Below are 19,956 nucleotides of genomic sequence, written 5' to 3'. Positions count from 1 at the left end.
AGTGGCCAAGTGCTGTCGGAGGCGGTTGTAGGGATCCACCATCGACGCGGGACCAGAGGCGCCCCAGAGGACCACCCAGTTGTCCGACGGCGACAACAGCACGCTCGGTCCCGGGAGCCGGACGGACACCGGGTCAGGCTTCGAGCAGGCCTTTGAGGGTCGCGAGGTCCGCGGCCACGGCGGCGGCGTCGCGGTCGAGCTCGTCGTCGGTGAGGTCGAGCTGACGGACCGTGAACACGAGCTCGGTGCCGTCCGGGTGCGCCAGCACGCGGAACGGGTTCTGGACCACCTCGCCCGACGGCAGGGTGACGTCGTGGTCGAGCACGCCGTGCTCGTTGACGTCGGCGAACGTCACGGTGATCTCGCCGAGCGCGGAGTCGAGGACGAGGGTGCGGCCGTCGCGGCGCAGCAGCCCGGTCGCGAGCCCGGCAGCCCACCGCGGCAGGTTGTCGAGGTCCGACGCGAAGGCGTAGACCTCGGCGGCGGGACGACCGACGACCGTGCTCACGTGCCGGCTCGTCATGCTGCGCTCCTCGACGTCGGACGCGGTCGCGGTCGCGGGCGCGGTCGGGGTCGGGGTCGACCACAGGCTCGGCCACGCCACCCCGCGCCCGGCGAGCAGGCGGCGCACCAGCGGGAGGCTCACCCCGACGACGTTGTGGTGGTCGCCGTCCACCCGCTCGACGAACGCGCCGCCGAGCCCGTCGATGGTGAACGCGCCCGCGACGACGAGAGGCTCCCCGGTCGCGACGTAGGCGTCGATCTCGTCGTCGGCGACGTCGGCGAACGTCACGGTCGTCGAGGCGGTCGTCCCGGACGCGGCGAGCGCCCCCGTCCGGGCGTCGACGAGCCAGTGCCCGGTGTGCAGGACGGCGGACCGGCCGCGCATCGCGTGCCAGCGCTCCCGCGCGACGTCGGGGGTGCCGGGCTTGCCGAGCACCTCGCCGTCGAGCTCGAGCATCGAGTCGCACCCGAGGACGAGCGCGCCGCCGTCGGTCTCGCGCGCCGCCGCGACGCGGGACGCCACGTCCTCGGCCTTGGCGCGGGCGAGCAGGAGGACGGCGTCGGCGGGCGTCACCGTCCGGCTGCGGCGGGCCGCGTCGAGCACGGCGTCCTCGTCGACGTCGGAGACCACGACCCGCGGCTCGACGCCCGCGGCACGCAGGGTCGCGAGGCGCGCCGGCGAGGCGGAGGCGAGGACGAGGGGGACGGGCAGGCGGACGGGCGCGGCGGCGTCGGGCATGTCCCTCACACTAGGGCAGCGCGCTCCGGGCCGGCCGAGCCGCCGGCACGCCTACTCCGTCCAGCCGAAGTGCGTCTCGTACGACGGCGCGGCGACGATCGCGGGCGGCGCCTGGCCGTCCGACCGGGCGGCGGCGACCCGTTCGCGGTGCCGGACGATCGCGGCGTCGATGCGGGGCGACAGCCGCGTCCGCACGAGGACGTTCGCGAGCCACGCGAGCGGCAGGGTCGCGGCGACGACGAACGCGCCGACGAGCCACCATCGCGTGGGCTGCTCGGGCAGGACGTGCAGCGCGCCGAGCGCCCGCATCACGGGCTCGTGGAACAGGTAGAGGCCGTAGCTGACCCCGCCGACCCAGACGAGCGGGCGCCAGGTGAGCCACGCGGGCGCCGGGTCGGAGCTCAGGACGATCGTGCCGATGAGCGCGGCGGCGCACAGGCTCACGCCCGCCTGCGCGAGCTTGACCGTCTGCGGCGACGCGGTCGTGTCGAGCTGGACGAGCGCGGCGAGGCCGCCGGCCGCGACCACGATCACCCCGGCGCGCGCCCAGCGGCCGAGCCGCACCCGCCACCCGACGAGCACGGCGAGCAGCATGCCGAGCGCGAAGTCGTGGCCCTGCGCGAGCGGGTTGAACCACACCGCGTACGACGTCGACGGGTAGTCCTGCACGAGCGCCGCCCACAGCCGGTAGGCGACCGACACGGCGAGCAGCACGACCGGGACGAGCACGACGAGCCGGCGAGCGCTGCGTGCCCGCCGCCTCCCGGTGGCCGTGCCGGCGCCCTCCCGCACGGCCTCCGCGGCGTCGCGCCGCACCGTCGCGTTGATCCAGAACGTGAGGATCGCGACCGCGACGTAGAAGTGGAACTCGACCGCGAGGCTCCACGCCGGGCCGTCGGTCCAGAAGATGAACTGGTCGGAGTAGACGTTCGTCATCGTGAGGTGGAGCGCGAGGTCTTGCCACCAGCCGGGCCACTGGGGGTTGTTGATCAGCCACACGATGACGATCACCCCGACGTACAGGGGCAGCAGGCTCGTCGCGCGACGCCGCAGCATCGTGGCGCCGGGTGTCGGGGAGCGTTCGAGCCGGGCCGTGCGCACGAGCGGAAGCCACAGCAGGAAGCCCGAGACCACGAAGAAGATCTCGACGAACACGGTGTTCGAGATGAGGGAGTGCCAGGCGGTGCCCCACAGGGGCTGCCCGTCGTGCTGGTACCCGTGGTACATCACGACGGCCAGGGCGCCGAGCGCGCGCACGGCGTCGAGCTCGAACCGGGCCCGTGGTGGACCGGTCGTCGCAGTCGGCACGGCAGGCGGGATGGGAGCGTTCAGGGTCACGGCAGGCTCCTCGCGGTCTCTCGCGTCATGGGCGAAAGGCGGCGATGGCTTCCGCGACGGGCCCCGTCTCCGGGGCCGGTGGCGGTCCGTCGTCAGCCGACCGTGGGGGCGGCGTCCGACGGCGCGGTGCGTCGTTCTGCGCCCACCGTAAGCGCGCCCGGGCCCCCGCGTCTCGCTCGACGTGTGTCCGGGAGGTAACTTCTGGGCGGCCCGGCAGACCGCGGTCCCCGCGCCTAGGACGACAGCGCGTCGCGGAGCACGTCGAGGCCCACCGAGCCGAGGGCCAGGGCGCGGGCGTGGAAGCCCCGCAGGTCCGGCTCGCGGCCCGCCGCGCCGTCGGCGGCGAGCGAGGAGTCGCGGGCCTCCTCCCACAGGCGCTGCCCGAGCGCGTAGGACGGCGCCTGCCCCGGCCACCCGAGGTAGCGCATCCACTCGAACCGCTGGAAGCCCTCGTCCATGTTGACGTTGGCGCGCAGGAAGGCCCACGCCTTGTCGGCGTCCCACGTGCCGCCGCCCCACTCCTCGGGGGCCGGCAGCTCGAGGTGGACGCCCAGGTCGAAGACGACGCGCGCGGCGCGCAGCCGCTGCGAGTCGAGCATGCCGAAGCGGTCGCCGTCGTCCTCGAGGAAGCCGAGGTCCGCCATGAGCCGCTCCGCGTACAGGGCCCAGCCCTCGCCGTGGCCCGACACCCAGCAGGCGAGCCGACGCCAGCGGTTCAGCGCGGCGCGGTTGAACACGGCCTGGCCGACCTGGAGGTGGTGGCCGGGGACGCCTTCGTGGAAGACGGTCGTCTTCTCGCGCCAGGTGGAGAACTGCGTGACGCCCGGAGGCACCGACCACCACATGCGTCCGGGCCGGGACATGTCGTCGCTCGGGCCCGTGTAGTAGATGCCGCCCGACTGGGTGGGCGCGATCCGGCACTCCAGGGTGCGGAGCGGCCCCGGGATGTCGAAGTGGCGGCCGTCGAGCGCCGCGATCGCACCGTCGGACGTCTCCTGCATCCAGGCGCGCAGGGCGTCCGTGCCGTCGAGGACGCGGGCCGGGTCGGCGTCGAGCGCCGCCACGGCGTCCTCGACGGTCGCGCCCGGGCCCGCGATCCGACGGGCCGTGGCCTCCTGCTCGGCGACGACGCGCGCCAGGTTGTCCAGGCCCCACGCGTACGCCTCGTCGAGGTCGATCGTCGCGCCGAGGAACTGGCGCGACGCCCGCGCGTACCGTTCGCGACCCACCGCGTCGCGCTCGGGGGCGTGCGCCGCGAGCTCGTCCGTGAGGAACGCCGCGAGCCGCCCGTAGGCGGCCCGCGCGTCGCTCGCGCCGTGCTCCAGGTCGCGGCGCACCAGCGAGCACGCCGACGACCCGTCGAGCACCGCGTCGACCTCGGGCCCCCGGACGAGCGACGTGAAGAACGACTCGTCCGCGTGGGCCAGCTCGCGCGCCTGGCGTGCCACCTCGACGACCTGCCGGCGTGCCGCGACCTGGCCGCGGGCGACGCCCTCGCGCAGCGTCTCGACGTACCCGTCGAGCGCGGCGGGCAGCGCGGTGAGTCGCGCGGCCACGTTCTCCCAGTCGGCCACCGTGGCCGTGGGCATGAGGTCGATCACGTCGCGCAACCCCTGCGCGGGGCTCGCGATGTTGTTGACGTCGCTGAGGTGGTCCCCGGCGTCGAACGACTCGACGTCGAGCCCGACACGCTCGCGCATCGCGGCGAGCGTGACCCGGTCGGTGGCGTCGAGGTCGTCGCCGGCCCGTGCCTCCGCGTCGTCGAGCGCGCGGAGCACCTCGCGGGCGGCGGCCGCGTACGCCTCGTGACCCGCGGGGGAGAGGTCCGGCAGCTCGTGGTCGTGCCCCGGGATCCCGGCCTCGGTCGCGAACAACGGGTCCAGGCGGGCGAGCGTGTCGACGTACGAGTCGGCGACGGCGTCGACGGACGAGGGGGTGCGCTGCTGATCTGCCACGCCCCGCACCCTACCGGCCGGTACGGTGTCGTCGCCGCCGCTCGGCGGCGGGGGCTCAGGAGCGCAGGCTCCAGCGCCACGAGTCCGCGTTGTGACGTCCCGCACGGGCACCGAAGCTCTTCGCCGTGCCCCCGTTCCCGCGCATCACGCGGGTCCGGTTCGTCCACTCCTCCACGGGTGCCACGTCGTCCGGCACGGTGCCGGACGACGCCGCCGCCAGGCCCGCGACGAGCGCGGCGATCTCGAGCTCGTCCGGCTCGCCGCGCACCACCCGGACCTGCGGGAGAGCCGCACGGGCGTCGTCCGCCGCGCCCCGGTCCGCGGGCGTCACGCGTCGTCCTCGTCGTCGTCGTCGTCGAACAGGTCGGGCTCGCCGCGCGACGCCGCCCACTCGACGACCTCGAACCCGGCCTCGCCGAGCCGCTGCACGGTCGCCTCGCCCGCCTCGTCCAGGAGGCCGATGACGCCGCCCATCGTGGTGTCGCTGGCGCGCGTCGGCGGGGTCACCACGAAACCGAGGTAGAACACCTCGGCCTCGAGGGGCTCGTCGGCGCCGTCGTGGTCGTGGTCGTGCGCGTCGGCGTCGCCCCACGTGAGCGTGTTGAGGTCCGGGTGCATGCCGAGCGAGGTGTGCAGGGCGTCGAACACGTCGGCGTTGCGGCCCGCGATCCGGGACTCGAGCGCGAGGATGCGCGGGTCCTCGTCCGCCTCGGACGCGCCGAACTCGGCCCGCACGCCCACCGCCGTGTCGACGTACTCGTGCAGCGCGGCCGCGAGGGCGTCGACGGCGGCGTGCAACGGCGCGCGGTCGACGTCGCGCAGGGGGACGGGGCCGTGGGTGGTGTCGTCGTGGTCGCTCATCGCACGATCCTTGCACGCGTCACAGCGGGATGTTCCCGTGCTTCTTGGGGGGCAGGCTCGCGCGCTTGGTGCGCAGCGCCCGCAGCGCCCGCACGATCTGCACGCGCGTCTCGGACGGCGCGATCACGGCGTCCACGTACCCGCGCGCGGCGGCGTCCCAGGGGTTGACGATCGCGTCCTCGTACTCCTGCACGAGCCGCAGGCGCTCGGCCTCGACGTCCTGGCCGGCCTCCGCGGCCGACCGCAGCGCGCCGCGCTGCAGGATGTTGACCGCGCCCGACGCACCCATGACGGCGATCTGGGCGGTCGGCCACGCGAGGTTGACGTCGGCGCCGAGCTGCTTGGACGCCATGACGATGTACGCGCCCCCGTACGCCTTGCGGGTGATGACGGTGACGAGCGGGACCGTCGCCTCGCCGTACGCGTAGATGAGCTTCGCGCCGCGGCGGATGATGCCGTTCCACTCCTGGTCCGTGCCGGGCAGGAAGCCGGGGACGTCGACGAACGTCAGCACCGGGATGTTGAACGCGTCGCACGTGCGCACGAAGCGCGCGGCCTTCTCGGCCGCGTTGATGTCGAGGGTCCCGGCCATCGCCTGCGGCTGGTTCGCGACGACGCCGACGCTCTGCCCCTCGACGTGCCCGAAGCCCACGATGACGTTCTTCGCGAACAGCGGCTGCACCTCGAGGAAGTCGCCGTCGTCCAGGACGGTCTCGAGGACGGCGCGCATGTCGTAGGGCTGGGAGTCGGAGTCCGGGACCAGCGTGTCGAGCACCAGGTCGTCCGCGGTGACCTCGAGGTCGACGTCCTCGGGGACGTACTGCGGCGCGTCCGACAGGTTGTTCTGCGGGAGGAACGACACGAGGTGGCGGACGTAGTCGATCGCGTCGTCCTCGTCGGCGCCCAGGTAGTGCGCGACGCCCGAGCGCTCGTTGTGGGTCTGGCCGCCGCCCAGCTCCTCGAAGCCGACGTCCTCGCCCGTCACCGCGCGGATGACGTCCGGGCCCGTGATGAACATGTTCGACGTCTTGTCGGCCATCACGATGAAGTCGGTCAACGCGGGGGAGTACACCGCGCCGCCCGCGCTCGGGCCGAGGATGAGCGAGATCTGCGGGATGACGCCCGACGCCGCCACGTTGCGGCGGAAGATCTCCGCGAACTGCGTCAGCGCCGCGACACCCTCCTGGATGCGCGCGCCGCCGCCGTCCGAGATGCCGATCAGCGGCACGCCCGTGCGCAGCGCGAAGTCCTGCACCTTCGTGATCTTCTGCCCGTGCACCTCGCCGAGCGAGCCGCCGAACACCGTGAAGTCCTGGCTGTAGACGCAGACCTGGCGGCCGTCGATCGTCCCGTAGCCCGTGACGACGCCGTCGCCGGGGACCTTCTTCTTGTCGAGCCCGAAGTTGCTCGACCGGTGGGTCGCGAAGGCGTCCAGCTCGACGAAGCTGCCCTCGTCGAGCAGGGCGTCGATGCGCTCGCGGGCGGTCTTCTTGCCCCGGGGGTGCTGCTTGGCGCGCGCGGTCTCCTCGGCAGCCTCACGGACCTGTGCGCCGCGGGCGGCGAGGTCGGCAAGCTTTCCGGCGGTGCCCACGGGACGAGCTGGTGCATCGGCGGACGGGGACGACGACTGAATCGACGGGATGGCCTCGGTCACGTCCCCGAGCCTAGTTGGTGGTTGCCGCCAACTCGATGGCAGGTGCGGCCTGCACGCGCCGCCCGCCGTTGGAGGAGTCGCACAACGCCGAGCCCGGCTCGCACGCGGGCACAATGGGCGCATGCTGACGACTCCGGCGGCCCGTGCACCGCTCGACCCCGAGCTCCTCGCTGCGACGCTCGTCGCCCCGGCGGGACCGCTCGCGCGGCTCGACGTGGTGGCGCGCAGCGGGTCGACGAACACCGACCTCGTCGCCGCGGTGGCCGCCGAGCCGTCCGCCTGGCAGGCTCCTGCGTTGCTCGTCGCCGACCACCAGGACGCCGGCCGCGGCCGCGCGGGCCGCGTCTGGCACACCCCGCCGCGCGCTGCGCTCACGTCGTCCCTGCTCGTCGACCCCGGCGTCCCGCCGCACCGCGTCCCGTGGTTGCCGCTGCTCGTCGGGCTCGGGGTCGTCCGGGCGCTCCGGGCGACGACGGGCCTGGACGCCGTCCTCAAGTGGCCCAACGACGTCCTGCTCCCCGCGGCCGACGCCGTCGACGGGTGGGGCCCGCACCGGAAGGTCGCCGGGATCCTCTGCGAGGGGCTGCCGGACGGCCGGGCCGTGCTCGGCGTCGGGATCAACGTCAGCCAGGGGGCCGACGAGCTGCCCGTGCCGAGCGCGACGTCGCTGGCGCTCGCGGGCGCGGCCACGACCGACCGGGGCGCGCTGCTCGACGCGCAGGTCCGCGAGGTGCTCGGGGTGCTCGACACCTGGCGCGCGGCCGGTGGCGACGCGCGGGCGGCCAGGGGCGCGACGGGCGGCACGCTGGCCGACGAGGTCGCGGACGTGTGCGCGACGCTCGGGGTCCGGGTCGCGGTGGACCGCGTGGACGGCTCGGTGCTCGTCGGCACGGTGACGGGTCTCGGGCCGGACGGCGAGCTCGTCGTGCGCGGTGCCGACGGGGTCGACGTGCCCGTCGTCACGGGCGACGTCCGGCACGTCCGCGCCGAGAACCGGACCGCGTGACCCCTGTCGTGGCTAGTCTGGGCGCGTGACGCAGGACGCACAGGGGGTCCCGTCCCGGGCCGGCGGCCCGGGCGACGACCTGACCCTGACGGAGCTCGCCGCCCGGGTCGGCACGGACGAGGACACGGTGCGCGCCTACTGGCTCGCGCTCGGCCTGCCCGTGGTGGAGGGCGCGGAGCGCATCTTCACCGAGGACGACGTGGCGGCGCTGTCGCAGATCCTCGCGTTCGCGCAGGCGACGGGTCTCGACGAGTCCACGATGACGACGCTGGTGCGCTCGACAGGGCACACGATGGAGCGCCTGGTGCTGTGGCAGGCGGAGGCGCTCGTCGGCGACCTGGTCGAGCACCACGGCGTGGACCCGGTCACCGCCCGGCTCAAGCTGCTCGACGCCCTGCCCCGCATCGCGCCGCTGCTCGAGGAGCAGCTCCGGCACGCCTGGCGGCGGCACCTCGCGACGTACGCGACCCGGTACGAGGTCGAGTTCTCGGCGATGCGCGACGACGGCACGCCGGTGGACGACCTGGAGCTCGCCCGGGCCGTGGGGTTCGCGGACATCGTCGACTTCACGAAACGCACGGCCGGCTACGACTCGGTCGAGCTGTCGCAGTTCGTGCAGAGCTTCGAGGCGGGGGCGCGGGACCGGATCGCCTCCGCCGGCGGGCGGGTCGTCAAGACGATCGGCGACGCGGTCCTGTTCGTCGCCGACACCGTCGCGACGGGTGCCGAGGTGGCGCTGCGGCTGCGCGAGTCCCCGGACGAGCCGGGTGCCGCCGGGGTCCCCGTGCGGGTCAGCCTCGTGTGGGGCCGCGTGCTGTCACGGTTCGGCGACGTGTTCGGGCCGAGCGTGAACCTTGCCGCACGGCTCGTCGACATCGCCGAGCCCGGGTCGGTGCTCATGGACCGCGCGACGGCGGCGCTGCTCGCCGGTGAGCCGGGGCTGGCGCTCACGGCGGAGTCGCCCCGGGAGGTTCAGGGCCTCGGCGTGGTCGAGCCGGTCCGGCTGCAGCGGGCGTATCAGGGCTGAGCGGTTCCGCCGGCGTCGTGCCCCGGGCACCACTCGGCGGCCGGTACGACGCGCCGGACGTCCTCGACGTGCTGGCCGCAACCGTCCCACGTCGTCTTGCCGCAGGTCGCGCAGGTCACGGGGTAGCACACGGTGGTTCTCCGGGGTCGGTCGGGTCGAGGAGCTGCGGTCCATTGTTCCGCACGCTGCTCACGAGCGGCGACACGGTGCGCGTGACCATCGTCTCGGGTGCGACGTCGAGCAGGGCGGCGGCCTCGTCCTTGCCGACGGTCGGGTCGAGCCACGCGTCCCAGGCCGACCGGGGCAGGACGAGCGGCATGCGGTCGTGGATCGGGGCGAGGTCGTCGGAGGCCGCGCGTGTGACGACGGCGGCGCTGACGAGCCAGCGCAGCGGGTCGTCGGCGCCGCGGGAGGGGTCGCGCCAGAACTCGTAGAGCCCGGCGAGCGCGGCGACGTCGCCGTCCGCCGGGGTGATCCAGTACGGCTGCTTGCGGGGGCGGGTGGCCTTGCGTCCGGCCGTCGCGGGCGTGCCGGGCTCGACGACGCGCCACTCGTAGTAGCCCTCGGCGGGCACGAGGCAGCGCCGGGCGGCGAACGGCTTGGTGAAGGCGGGCTTGTCGAGCAGCGACTCAGCGCGCGCGTTGATCATGCGGTTGCCCACCGACGGGTCTTTGGCCCAGCTCGGGACGAGGCCCCAGCGGGCGACGCGCAGGCTGCGTTCGACGGGTCCGGTCGTGCCGTCGTCCTGCTTGCGCCCGCGCTCGACGACGATGCGGACGTCGTCGGTCGGGGCGACGTTCCAGGACGGTGCGAGCTCGCGCGCGCGGTCGTCGACGAGCGCCGCGTCGATCGCGAACGCGTCGGCGAGGTCCTGGGTCTCACGGAAGGAGGCGTAGCGGCCGCACATGGGTGCCATCCTGCCGCGGGCCGCCGACAATTTCCCGAGGCCCTCTCGAATCGTTTCGAGTACGATGACCGGGTGACCGACCCTCATCCCGCCGCCGCTCGCGGCCCCCGGTCGAACGTCGCCTGGATCCTACTGCTCGGCGCGCTCGCCGCCCTCCCGGCCTTCACGACCGACATGTACCTCCCGACGCTCCCCGACGTCGGGCACGACCTGCACACGACCGACGCCGGCGCGCAGCTCACGATGTCCGCCATGCTCATCGGCTCCGCACTCGGCACGCTCGTCATCGGGCCCCTGTCCGACCGGTTCGGCCGCCGCCCCCCGCTGCTCGTCGGTCTCGCCGGGCACGTGGTCACCTCGCTGCTCTGCGTCGTGGCGCCGACCATCGGCGTCCTCGTCGGCCTGCGCACCGTCCAGGGCATGTTCAACGCGGCGTGCGCGGTCACGAGCATGGCGATCATCCGCGACCGTTTCGCCGGTGCCGACGCCGCCCGCATGCTCTCGCGGCTCATGCTGGTGATCGGCCTCTCGCCGCTGCTCGCCCCGACCATCGGCTCGCTCGTCGAAGGGTTCGGCGGCTGGCGCGGCACGTTCGTCGTCCTGGCGGGCATGGGCGTCGTGCTCGCCGTCGTCGTCTGGCGCGTCCTGCCCGAGACGCTCGCACCCGAGCGGCGCACCGCCGGCGGGATCGGCACAGCCCTGCGCGGCTACCGCACCCTCGTGCGGGACACGCGGTTCCTCGCCCTCGCCTCCCTGCCCGGGTTCGGGATGGCCGTCGTCCTGAGCTACGTCTCCGGCTCGCCGTTCGTCTTCAAGGAGGGCTTCGGGCTGTCGTCGGCGCAGTTCTCCCTCCTGTTCGCGATCAACGGCGTCGCCCTGGTCGCCTCCGCGCAGGTCAACGCGGCGCTCGTCCACCGGGTCGCGCCGATCCGCCTGCTGCGCACGGCGCTGGTCGTCCAGATGTGCTTCGCGGCCGGGCTCGTCGTGCTCACCGCGACCGGCGCGGGCGGGATCCTCGGGGTGCTCGTCGGGCTGTGGCTCGTGCTCGCGTTCCAGGGCATGGTGCCGTCCAACGCGTCCGCGCTCGCCCTCACCCGGCACGGCGAGATGGCCGGGACGGCGTCCGCGGTGATCGGCGCGCTGCAGACCGGGATCGCGGGCGTCATCAGCCCGCTCGTCGGGGTCTTCGGCGCGACCGCGCTCGCCATGAGCTCCGTCATGGCCGGGTCGATCGCCCTCGCCCTGATCGTCCTGGCGGTCGCGACCCCCGCCTTCCGGCGCGGCGGCGGCTTCCGGCTCTGAGCACGCGGGGCGCCGCCTGTGCGGCGCCCCAGAGTTCACGGTGACGTCGTGCGGCGTGCGCCGGGACGGCACCGCGATTCCAGGTCCTCGCGGTTCGGTCGGAACCATGAGAAGACGACAGATCGCACCCGTCGTGGCGACTGCTCTCGCCGCCACGCTCCTCGCGCCCCTCACCACGCTCACCGCGGCTGCTTCCGGCGCGGACCACGGCGCCGCCGCGCACGGTGCCCCCTTGCACGACGCGTCGTCGCACCAGACGACCCGGACCGTCGACCGCGCGACCCTCGTCGCCCGCGCCACCCTCTCGGCCGACTACCTCGCGCCCGGACCGGCGTCCGGGGCCCTCGCCACCCCCGCGAACGGCCGCACCGGCCCCTTCGCGGGACAGGTGATCCCCGGGTTCTCCGCCGTCCTCGACGCGGGCGACGGCACCTTCTGGGCCCAGCCCGACAACGGCTTCGGATCGAAGGCCAACTCCGCCGACTACCTCCTGCGCCTCTACCACGTCGACCCGCACTGGCAGACCTCCCGCCACGGCGCGCTGACCGGCTCGGGCGAGATCGAGGTCGAGGGCTACATCTCGCTGCGCGATCCCGACCACCGCTTCCCGTTCCCGATCGTCCACGAGGACACCCGCGACCGGCTGCTCACCGGCGCCGACCTCGACATCGAGTCCGTCGTCCGCGCGCAGGACGGCAGCCTGTGGATCGGTGACGAGTTCGGTCCGTTCCTCGTGCACGCCGACCGCACGGGCCGCGTGCTCGAGGCGCCCGTCGCGTTCCCCGACGGCAAGTCGCCGAGCAACCCGACGCTCGCGGCGGGGGAGAAGCCGAACGTGCCGTCGTCCGGCGGGTTCGAGGCGCTCGCGGCGTCGGCGGACGGCCGCTACCTCTACCCGGTCGTCGAGCGCGCGCTGCTCGACGACACGCAGGCCCGGCGCCGGTGGGTCTACGAGTACGACACCCGCAAGCACCGGTACACCGGGCAGCGCTGGGCGTACCAGACCGACATGGACGGCGACATGGTCGCCGACGCCCACACCGTCGGACGCCACCGTCTCGTGATCGCGGAGCGCGACGACTTCCAGGGCGCCAAGGCCGTCATCAAGCGCGTCTACACGGTCGACCTCGACCGTACCGACGCCGAGGGCTACGCCACGAAGACCCTCCTGTTCGACGCGCTCGACATCGCCAACCCGGGCGGCATCGGCGCCGGCGACGGGTACGGCACGGGCGACCCGTTCTCGCTGCCCGTGCAGTCGTTCGAGACGATCGTCCCGCTCGGCCACGACCGCTACCTCATCGCGAACGACAACAACTACCCGGGCAACGACGCGCGCGTCCCGGGCACGCCGGACGACACCGAGATGGACGTCGTCGAGATCCGGCCCACGCGTGTCGCGACCGACGACGTGACCCTGATCGGCCACCGCGGCGCGCCCGCCTACGAGCCCGAGCACACGCTCGCGTCGTACGCGACGGCGATCCGCCTGTGCGCCGACTACATCGAGCCCGACGTCGTCTCCACGAAGGACGGCGTGCTCGTCGCCCGGCACGAGAACGAGATCGGCGGCACGACGGACGTCGCGAGCCACCCCGAGTTCGCGGACCGCCGGACGACGAAGACGATCGACGGCAAGGCGGTCACCGGCTGGTTCACCGAGGACTTCACGCTCGCCGAACTGAAGACGCTGCGGGCCAAGGAGCGCATCCCGGCGACCCGTCCGGCCAACACGGCGCTCGACGGTCTCTACCAGGTCCCCACGCTCGACGAGGTCCTCGACCTGGCCCGCCACTCGCGCACGTGCGACGGGAAGGCCGTGGGCGTCTACCCGGAGACCAAGCACCCGTCGTACTTCGCCTCGGTCGGGCTGCCGCTCGAGAAGCCGCTCCTCGCCGAGCTGCACCGCAACGGGTTCGACCGGCCCGGCTCGCCGGTGTTCATCCAGAGCTTCGAGGTGGGCAACCTCCGGGCCCTGCACCGGATGACGCGCCTCCCGCTCGTCCAGCTCGTCGACTGCTCGGGCGCGCCGTACGACCTGCGCGCGGCGGGCGACCCTCGAACGTACGCCGACCTCGTCACCGCGAGCGGCCTGCGCGACGTCGCCCGGTACGCGGACGGCGTGGGCGTGTGCAAAGACGTGATGATCCCGCGCACGGCGGCCGGCACCCTCGGGACGCCGACGACCGTGATCCGGGACGCGCACCGCGCCGGGCTCGTCGTGCACGGGTGGACGTTCCGGCCCGAGAACACGTTCCTGCCGACCGACCTGCGGTCGAGCGCCGACCCGAACGCGTACGGCGACATGACGGCCGAGGTCGACGCGTTCCTCGCCGCCGGCATGGACGGGTTCTTCACGGACGCCGCGGACCGCGGCACCGCCGCGATCCGGGCGGCCGCGCGGTCGTGACGCGCCGCGGCCGGCGGCGCTGAGGGATCAGCGCAACGCGGACCGGGCCGCGGCGGCCACCGCCGCCGCGACCCGGTCCAGCGCGTCGGAGCGGATCCGCCACTGCTGCCAGAACAGCGTCACGTCGTGCGCCGCGGCCGGGTCGAGGACGACGAGGTCGCCGCGCGCGAGCAGGTCGGCCGCCTGCTGCTCGGGCAGCATGCCCCAGCCCATGCCGCGCCGGACGGCCTCCGCGTAGGCGGTGGACCCCGGGACGTGGTGGCGTGGCGGGTCGAGCACCGCGTCCCGCTCGCCGCGTCGACCGGTGGCGGCGACCCCGCGCAGGTAGGCGTCCTGCAGGTCGTCCTTGCGGTCGAAGACGACGACGGGGGCGACCGCGAGGCGCTCGCGGACGACCGTCGGCGCGGTCCGCGACCCGAACCATCGGCGCGCGAACGCGGGTGACGCCATCGGCAGGTAGCGCATCGCGCCGAGCCGCGTGACCGTGCAGCCCTGGACGGGGGAGGGCTCGCTCGTGACGGCCGCCATGACGTCGCCGTCGCGCAGCAGGTCGAGCGAGTGGTCCTGGTCCTCGCGGCGCAGGTCGAGGCACACGCCGTCGCCGAGCCCGGCGAGCGCGGGCAGCACCCATGTCGCGAGCGAGTCGGCGTTGACGGCCACCGCGACGACCACCGGGGCGGGGGAGGGCGCGACGTCTCCGTCCGGGTCCGGTTCGCTCCCGAGGGTGCGGTCCGCCTCCGCGACCACGAGCGCGACCTGGCGCGCGACGCGGAGCACGGTCCGCCCGTCGTCGGTCACGGTCACGGGCCGAGACCGCCGCACCAGGACGCGACCGGCCGCTCCCTCGAGCGTCTTGATCCGCTGGCTCACGGCCGAGGGCGTCACGTGCAGGGCGCGCGCCGCCGCCTCGAACGTGCCGTGCGTGACCACGGCGTCGAGCGCCCGCAGCTGGGCGAGATCCCACTCCATGAAGCCATGCTAAGGATCCCGCAGGAGATGTCGTCCTGCTGAAGACCGATGCGACGCCTTCGCGCGGCCAGACCGGCCTAGGTTCGAGACGTGCCCGCCTCCGACCCCGCCACCGCCGCCACCGCCGTCGCCGGCGCGCTGTTCGGCTTCTCGCTCATCGTCGCGATCGGCGCGCAGAACGCCTTCGTGCTGCGGCAGGGGCTGAGGCGCGAGCACGTCGGGACCGTCGTCGCGCTGTGCGCCGGCAGCGACCTCGTCCTCATCGCGGCGGGGACCGCGGGGCTCGGCGCCGTCGTCGCGCGGTCCGACGCCGTCCTCACCGTCGTGCGGTGGGGCGGCGCGGCCGTCCTGCTCGCCTACGCCGCCCGCGCCGCGTGGCGCGCCCTGCCGCGTGGCGCCGAGGGCACGCTGCACCCCGCCGGCGCCCGACCGCCCGCCGCGCTCGGCGCGACCGTCGTCACGACGCTCGCGCTCACGTGGCTCAACCCCCACGTGTACCTGGACACGGTGCTCTTGCTGGGCTCGGTCGCCGCAGGGCACGGCGGCCAGCGCTGGGCGTTCGCCGCCGGGGCGGGGTGCGCGAGCGTCGTGTGGTTCGTCGGGCTCGGGTACGGCGCCCGGCTGCTGGCGCCGCTGTTCGCACGGCCCGTCGCGTGGCGCGTGCTCGACGGCGTCGTCGCGGTCGTCATGGTCCTTGTGGCCGTCTCGCTCGTCCTGCGCTGACGGGCGCGTCCCGTCAGCGGCGCGCCCTCAGGCGCGCCGGAGCGCGGCGAGGCGGCGGACCGCCTCGCGCAGCACCGGCTCCTTCTTCACGAACGTGAACCGGACCGAGGACCTCAGGGCGACGGCCGTCGGGGAGCCCGGCGTGCAGAACGCCGACATCGGCACGCCGACCACGCCTGCGAGCGCGGGCAGCCGCCGGCACAGGTCGGCCCCGTCGTCGAAGCCGAGCGGGGAGCCGTCCGCGACCACGAAGTACGTGCCCCGCGGCCGCGACACTGCGAAGCCCGCGGCGTCGAGGCCCTCGCACAGCAGGTCGCGGCGCGCCGCGAGCGAGGCGGCGAGCTCCCGTGGGAACGTGTCGTCGCCGAGCGCCCGTGCGACCGCGGGCTGGAACGGTGCGCCCGACACGTAGGTGAGGAACTGCTTGACCGTCCGTACGGCGGTCAGCAGCTCGGCGGGGCCGGTCACCCAGCCGACCTTCCACCCCGTCAGCGACCAGCTCTTGCCGACCGACGACACCGTGAGCGTCCGCTCGGCCATGCCGGGCAGCGTCGCGACAGGCACGTGCACGGCGTCGTCGAACACGAGGTGCTCGTAGACCTCGTCGGTCAGGACGATCGCGTCGTGGCGGCGCGCCGCGTCGGCCACCGCCTCGAGCTCGGGGCGCGTCAGCACCGTCCCGGTCGGGTTGTGCGGGGTGTTCACGAGGACGATCCGGGTGCGGTCCGTGACGGCGGCGCGCAGCGCGTCGAGGTCGAGCCGGAGGGGAGCGCCCGGTCGCGCGGGGTCGCGGACGAGCGGGACGGTGAGGTGTCGCGCGCCGGCCAGCGCGATGCACGCGGCGTACGCGTCGTAGAACGGCTCGAGCGTGACGACGTCGTCGCCCGGTCCCGCGAGCGCGAGGACCGTCGCGGCGAGCGCCTCGGTCGCGCCCGTCGTCACGAGGACCTGTGTGGCGGGGTCGAGTCGGATCCCGTAGTGCCGGTCCTGGTGGGCGGCGACCGCGTCCAGCAGGGTGGGGACGCCCGGGCCGGGCGGGTACTGGTTGGCGCCCGACTCGGCGTCCGGGGCGATCGCGTCGACGGCCGCCCGGCGGACCCACGACGGGCCGTCGACGTCCGGGAAGCCCTGCCCGAGGTTGATCGCGCCGGTGCGCGCGGCGAGCGCGCTCATCTCGGCGAACACGGTCGCGGCGACCGTGCCGTCGGGGGCGAGCAGGCCGGTCGCGCGGGCCGCGTCGCGCCAGCGGCCGGGAGGGAGGGCGGGCACGGGCCCGAGCGTACTGTCCGCCTGTCGGGACGAACCGCTGCGAGCCAGCCCCCGCACCTGTGTGCGACGCGCACCTCAGCGTCGCGTGCGCAGGGCGGCCGCCCCGATCGGCCGCACGGCGGGCGACGCGGCGACCGAGACGACCATCGCGACCACGATGAGCGTGAGCGTGTGCCGCGCCCCGATGCCGTCGACGAGGAGCCCCAGCACGGGCGGGGCCGACAGCTGGGCGACGGAGCCGAACGTCGTCACGACGGACACCCGGACCGGTGCGTGCTGCGGCTCGTCGGCCGCCGCGGTGAGCGCGACGGGGTTGGCGAGCGCGGCGCCGAAGCCCCACAGCAGGACGCCGACCCAGGCGAGCGCGAAGGACGGGGCGAGCCCGAAGGCGAGCAGGCCGACGGTCGCGACGGTGCCCGACACCACGAGCGTGCGCGTGCGGCCGAGCCGGTCGACGATCTGGGGTCCTAGCGCGCGGACGAGCGTCATCGAGGCCGTGAACGTCGTCAGGACGAGGGCCGCGGTGGCGTCGGCCTGACCGAACCCGTCGCCGACCGCGATGGGCAGCCAGTTGCTCGCGGTCCCCTCGGAGAGCGATGCGGCGAGCACGACGAGGCCGATCAGGACGGTCCGGGGCTCGCGCCATGCCGCCGCGGCGGCCCGGACGGCTCCGCCCCGGCGGCGTGCCGGCGGCGGGTCGAGGGTCTCCGCCGCGCCCGGGTCTGCGAGCGCCGCGTCGATGCGGGGGTCGACCTGTGGCTCTTTCGTGCCGTCCACCTGGTCGCCGCGCGTCAGTGCGGTCGCGGAGGGGACGAGCGCGAGCCGGGCCGCTCCGACGAAGGCCGCCGTGACAAAGAGCTGGACGGGGAGCCCGACCTCGAGGTGGGCGCACAGTGCCCCCAGCGCCGAGCCGGCGACGGCTCCCACGGAGAACGTGGCGTGGAACTGCGACATCACCGACCGGCCCATGGCCCTCTCGACGGCGGCCGCGTTGGTGTTGATCGGCACGTTCGTCAGGGCGCCGGTGACGCCGTTGACGAACAGCCCCACGACGAGCAGCGGGACGGAGCGGGTCGCGAGCGCGAGGCCGAGCGTCGCGGTGGCGACGACGAACACCCAGCTGCTGAACACGAGGGTCGTGCGGCTGCCGAAGCGCGCGACGACGGCGCCCGAGACGATCACCGCGCAGAGGGCGCCGACGGCGCCGGTGGTGAGGATCGCGCCGAGCTGTGCGTCCGAGACGCCGAGCTGGGTCCGCACGGTGGGCAGACGCGAGAGCCACGCGGCCGAGGCGAGCCCGAAGAGCGCGAAGACGCCGAGCAGGCTGAGGCGCGTGCGGCGGACGTGCGGGGGCACGACGGTCTCGAGTGCGGGCGTGGCCACGGGGACTCCGGGGGTGGGGGGTGCGGGGCCGAGCGGCCGCTCGCGCGGGGGTCCGGCCGGCGAGAGGCACGGTCCGAATCGATTCGATCATACCTTCCCCGGAAGTTGTCAGGTGTTTCTCAGTGCAGGCCTGGGGTCGGCTGACGGTCCGCACAACGCCGCGGGGTGGCATGGGTGACCTCGACGAACCTCGGAGGACACCATGGACGACCAGCACACGCCGCGACCCGACGCCTCGACGCCGCCGACCTCGCCGACCTCGTCCGGCGCGACCGAGCACGGCGGACCCGGACACCCGCTCCACCACCTCGGCGACGACGAGGTCCCGGCCGGGCACGCGACCCACAACGTCGTGCCCGCGGTCCGGGCACGACGTGTCCTCGTCGGCTCGGTCGCCGCCGCACTGGTGGTCGGCGGTGGTCTGGGGGCCGGCGCGGTCGCGCTGGCCGACGGCGGCTCGGGGTCGAGCGAGGTCGCCCAGGGGTCGTCCGGCGGGCAGCAGGGAGCGTTCGGCGGCGAGAGCTCGGGAGTGCCGGGCCAGGACACCGGGCCGGGGACGTCCGGCGGCACGACCGAAGGCGGCGGCGGCGCGCCTGGCGGGTCGTCGGACGGTTCCGCCGGCGGACCCGCGGACGGCTTCGGCGGCCCCCAGGGAAGCACGGACCAGGACGGGACCTCCGGGTCGGGGTCGGGCACCTCGGGCTCGACGACCTCGTACGAGTCGGTCGCCGCCGCCACGGACGCCCAGTCGACGGGCGTCGTCGTGGTCCAGGTCGCCACGGACGAGGGCGAGGCCGCCGGGACAGGCGTGGTGCTCACGTCGTCGGGCGAGGTCGTGACCAACGCGCACGTCGTCGAGGGCGCCACCCAGGTGGTGGTGACCCTCCCGTCGACCGGCGAGTCGTACCGGGCCGAGGTGGTGGGCGAGAGCACGACCTCGGACATCGCGGTGCTCCAGCTCGAGGGTGCGTCCGGGCTGGCGACGGCCACCTGGGACGACGACGACGATCCTGCGGTCGGCGACGACGTCACCGCCGTGGGGAACGCCGGCGGGCGCAGCGTCCTCGTCGCGGCGTCGGGCGACGTCACGCAGCTCGACGCCTCGATCACGACGAGCGCGTCGCAGGGCGAGACGAGCGAGTCGCTCTCGGGGCTCATCGTGGTCGACGCCGACGTCGTCGCGGGGGACTCGGGCGGAGCGCTCCTGGACGACGAGGACGAGGTCGTCGGCATCACGACGGCGGCGTCCTCGGGCACGCGCGTCGTCACCGGCTACGCGATCCCCGCGGGGGACGTGCTGTCCGTGGTGCACCAGATCCTGGCGCGTGTCGACGCCTGACCGTCGCGTGGCCGGCGCGGCCGCGTGGTTCATGCACCGGTTTCAGGCCTTGTCCCGATATGTAAGGTTCGCTATGTTATCCCCGGTCCGGCGACGATGCCGGGTATCTACCACCTGGGGGAACATGATGGTCAGGAAGCTCTCTGCTGGTCTCATCGGTCTCGGCGTCCTCGTCGCGTCCGTCGTCGTGCCGGTCACGGCGGCGCAGGCCACCATCCGCACGGTGACCGCGTCGATCAGCTGCCCCGCGGACGCACCGGTCGCCTACGTCAGCGCGAGCGGCCGCGGGCAGATCTCGGTCTACGTCAACGGCGTGAAGGCCTACTCGGCGACCAACGGCAACACGACGTACTGGGCTGTCAACGTCAGCGCGAACGGCTCCAAGGCGACGTTCAAGGTGATCTCCGACAACGCCACCGCGACGGCGTCCTGCAAGCGCCGCCCCTGACCGGACGCCGTTCACCGCGTGCCGCGACGAGAGTCCGTCCGGCACGCGGTGAACGGGAGTCCGACGGGTTGTCCACAGGCCGCTGACGGCCGTGACGGAAAAGCCCTACGGTGGCGGCCGAG

The 19,956-nt window shown here is 74.4% G+C and carries 16 protein-coding genes and 1 pseudogene; 7 read left to right on the top strand and 10 right to left on the bottom strand.

What is annotated here, in order from left to right:
* Positions 1-583: 583 nt before the first annotated feature.
* The 6 genes and pseudogenes from CLV34_RS16820 to CLV34_RS01990 form a co-directional block, all read right to left on the bottom strand.
* Positions 584-1,243, bottom strand: a pseudogene (locus tag CLV34_RS16820) (Maf family protein); the annotation flags it as partial.
* Positions 1,244-1,294: 51 nt separating this feature from the next.
* Positions 1,295-2,581: an acyltransferase family protein gene (locus tag CLV34_RS02010; RefSeq protein WP_100348581.1), complete on the bottom strand. Its 1,287-nt coding sequence runs from the start codon at positions 2,579-2,581 to the stop codon at positions 1,295-1,297.
* 233 nt (positions 2,582-2,814) lie between these two features.
* On the bottom strand, positions 2,815-4,536 hold the full coding sequence (locus CLV34_RS02005) for a DUF885 domain-containing protein (RefSeq protein ID WP_100348580.1): 1,722 nt from the start codon (positions 4,534-4,536) through the stop codon (positions 2,815-2,817).
* Positions 4,537-4,591: 55 nt separating this feature from the next.
* Positions 4,592-4,867, bottom strand: coding sequence for an acyl-CoA carboxylase epsilon subunit (locus tag CLV34_RS02000; RefSeq protein WP_100348579.1), 276 nt, complete (start codon positions 4,865-4,867; stop codon positions 4,592-4,594).
* Positions 4,864-5,397, bottom strand: coding sequence for a hypothetical protein (locus tag CLV34_RS01995; RefSeq protein WP_100348578.1), 534 nt, complete (start codon positions 5,395-5,397; stop codon positions 4,864-4,866). The genes CLV34_RS02000 and CLV34_RS01995 overlap by 4 nt, the downstream gene beginning before the upstream one ends.
* A 19-nt stretch (positions 5,398-5,416) precedes the next feature.
* On the bottom strand, positions 5,417-7,030 hold the full coding sequence (locus CLV34_RS01990) for an acyl-CoA carboxylase subunit beta (protein WP_100349146.1): 1,614 nt from the start codon (positions 7,028-7,030) through the stop codon (positions 5,417-5,419).
* Between the two features lie 142 nt (positions 7,031-7,172).
* Between CLV34_RS01990 and CLV34_RS01985 the strand changes: the two genes are divergently transcribed.
* The gene (locus CLV34_RS01985; RefSeq protein ID WP_100348577.1) at positions 7,173-8,057 is read left to right on the top strand and encodes a biotin--[acetyl-CoA-carboxylase] ligase; all 885 of its coding nucleotides are present in this window, start codon (positions 7,173-7,175) and stop codon (positions 8,055-8,057) included.
* 25 nt (positions 8,058-8,082) lie between these two features.
* Complete coding sequence (locus CLV34_RS01980) at positions 8,083-9,084, top strand: adenylate/guanylate cyclase domain-containing protein (RefSeq protein WP_100348576.1); 1,002 nt, start codon at positions 8,083-8,085, stop codon at positions 9,082-9,084.
* Positions 9,085-9,199: 115 nt separating this feature from the next.
* Here CLV34_RS01980 and CLV34_RS01975 read toward each other — a convergent pair whose 3' ends face one another.
* Positions 9,200-9,991 carry an SOS response-associated peptidase gene (locus CLV34_RS01975; protein ID WP_100348575.1) on the bottom strand — a complete coding sequence of 264 codons (792 nt, stop codon included), beginning with the start codon at positions 9,989-9,991 and terminating at the stop codon, positions 9,200-9,202.
* 72 nt (positions 9,992-10,063) lie between these two features.
* On the opposite strand from CLV34_RS01975, the gene CLV34_RS01970 reads away from it, so the two are divergent.
* Both CLV34_RS01970 and CLV34_RS01965 read left to right on the top strand, forming a co-directional pair.
* Entirely contained in the window at positions 10,064-11,293 is a 1,230-nt protein-coding gene (locus CLV34_RS01970) for a multidrug effflux MFS transporter (RefSeq protein WP_100348574.1), read from the top strand.
* A 106-nt stretch (positions 11,294-11,399) separates the two neighbouring features.
* On the top strand, positions 11,400-13,703 hold the full coding sequence (locus tag CLV34_RS01965; protein WP_100348573.1) for an esterase-like activity of phytase family protein: 2,304 nt from the start codon (positions 11,400-11,402) through the stop codon (positions 13,701-13,703).
* Between the two features lie 27 nt (positions 13,704-13,730).
* On the opposite strand, the gene CLV34_RS01960 is transcribed toward CLV34_RS01965, so the two are convergent.
* A complete protein-coding gene (locus CLV34_RS01960) occupies positions 13,731-14,672 on the bottom strand; it encodes a LysR family transcriptional regulator ArgP (protein ID WP_100348572.1) in 942 nt (313 codons plus the stop codon).
* Between the two features lie 90 nt (positions 14,673-14,762).
* Here CLV34_RS01960 and CLV34_RS01955 point away from each other — a divergent pair, with 90 nt between their 5' ends.
* A complete protein-coding gene (locus CLV34_RS01955) occupies positions 14,763-15,395 on the top strand; it encodes a LysE/ArgO family amino acid transporter (RefSeq protein WP_100348571.1) in 633 nt (210 codons plus the stop codon).
* A 27-nt stretch (positions 15,396-15,422) separates the two neighbouring features.
* On the opposite strand, the gene CLV34_RS01950 is transcribed toward CLV34_RS01955, so the two are convergent.
* Positions 15,423-16,664 carry an aminotransferase class I/II-fold pyridoxal phosphate-dependent enzyme gene (locus tag CLV34_RS01950; protein WP_245858894.1) on the bottom strand — a complete coding sequence of 414 codons (1,242 nt, stop codon included), beginning with the start codon at positions 16,662-16,664 and terminating at the stop codon, positions 15,423-15,425.
* A gap of 75 nt (positions 16,665-16,739) precedes the next feature.
* Positions 16,740-18,047 carry an MFS transporter gene (locus CLV34_RS01945; RefSeq protein ID WP_100348570.1) on the bottom strand — a complete coding sequence of 436 codons (1,308 nt, stop codon included), beginning with the start codon at positions 18,045-18,047 and terminating at the stop codon, positions 16,740-16,742.
* 202 nt (positions 18,048-18,249) lie between these two features.
* Here CLV34_RS01945 and CLV34_RS01940 point away from each other — a divergent pair, with 202 nt between their 5' ends.
* Together CLV34_RS01940 and CLV34_RS01935 are read left to right on the top strand one after the other, a co-directional pair.
* On the top strand, positions 18,250-19,386 hold the full coding sequence (locus tag CLV34_RS01940) for a S1C family serine protease (RefSeq protein WP_100348569.1): 1,137 nt from the start codon (positions 18,250-18,252) through the stop codon (positions 19,384-19,386).
* 127 nt (positions 19,387-19,513) lie between these two features.
* On the top strand, positions 19,514-19,834 hold the full coding sequence (locus tag CLV34_RS01935) for a hypothetical protein (protein WP_100348568.1): 321 nt from the start codon (positions 19,514-19,516) through the stop codon (positions 19,832-19,834).
* Positions 19,835-19,956: the final 122 nt, after the last annotated feature.

The organism is Luteimicrobium subarcticum, from assembly GCF_002798015.1.
GTDB classification, from domain to species: Bacteria; Actinomycetota; Actinomycetes; order Actinomycetales; family Cellulomonadaceae; genus Luteimicrobium; species Luteimicrobium subarcticum.
Note: the sequence above shows the minus strand (reverse complement) of the source record. Positions and strands in the feature narration are given on the sequence as shown.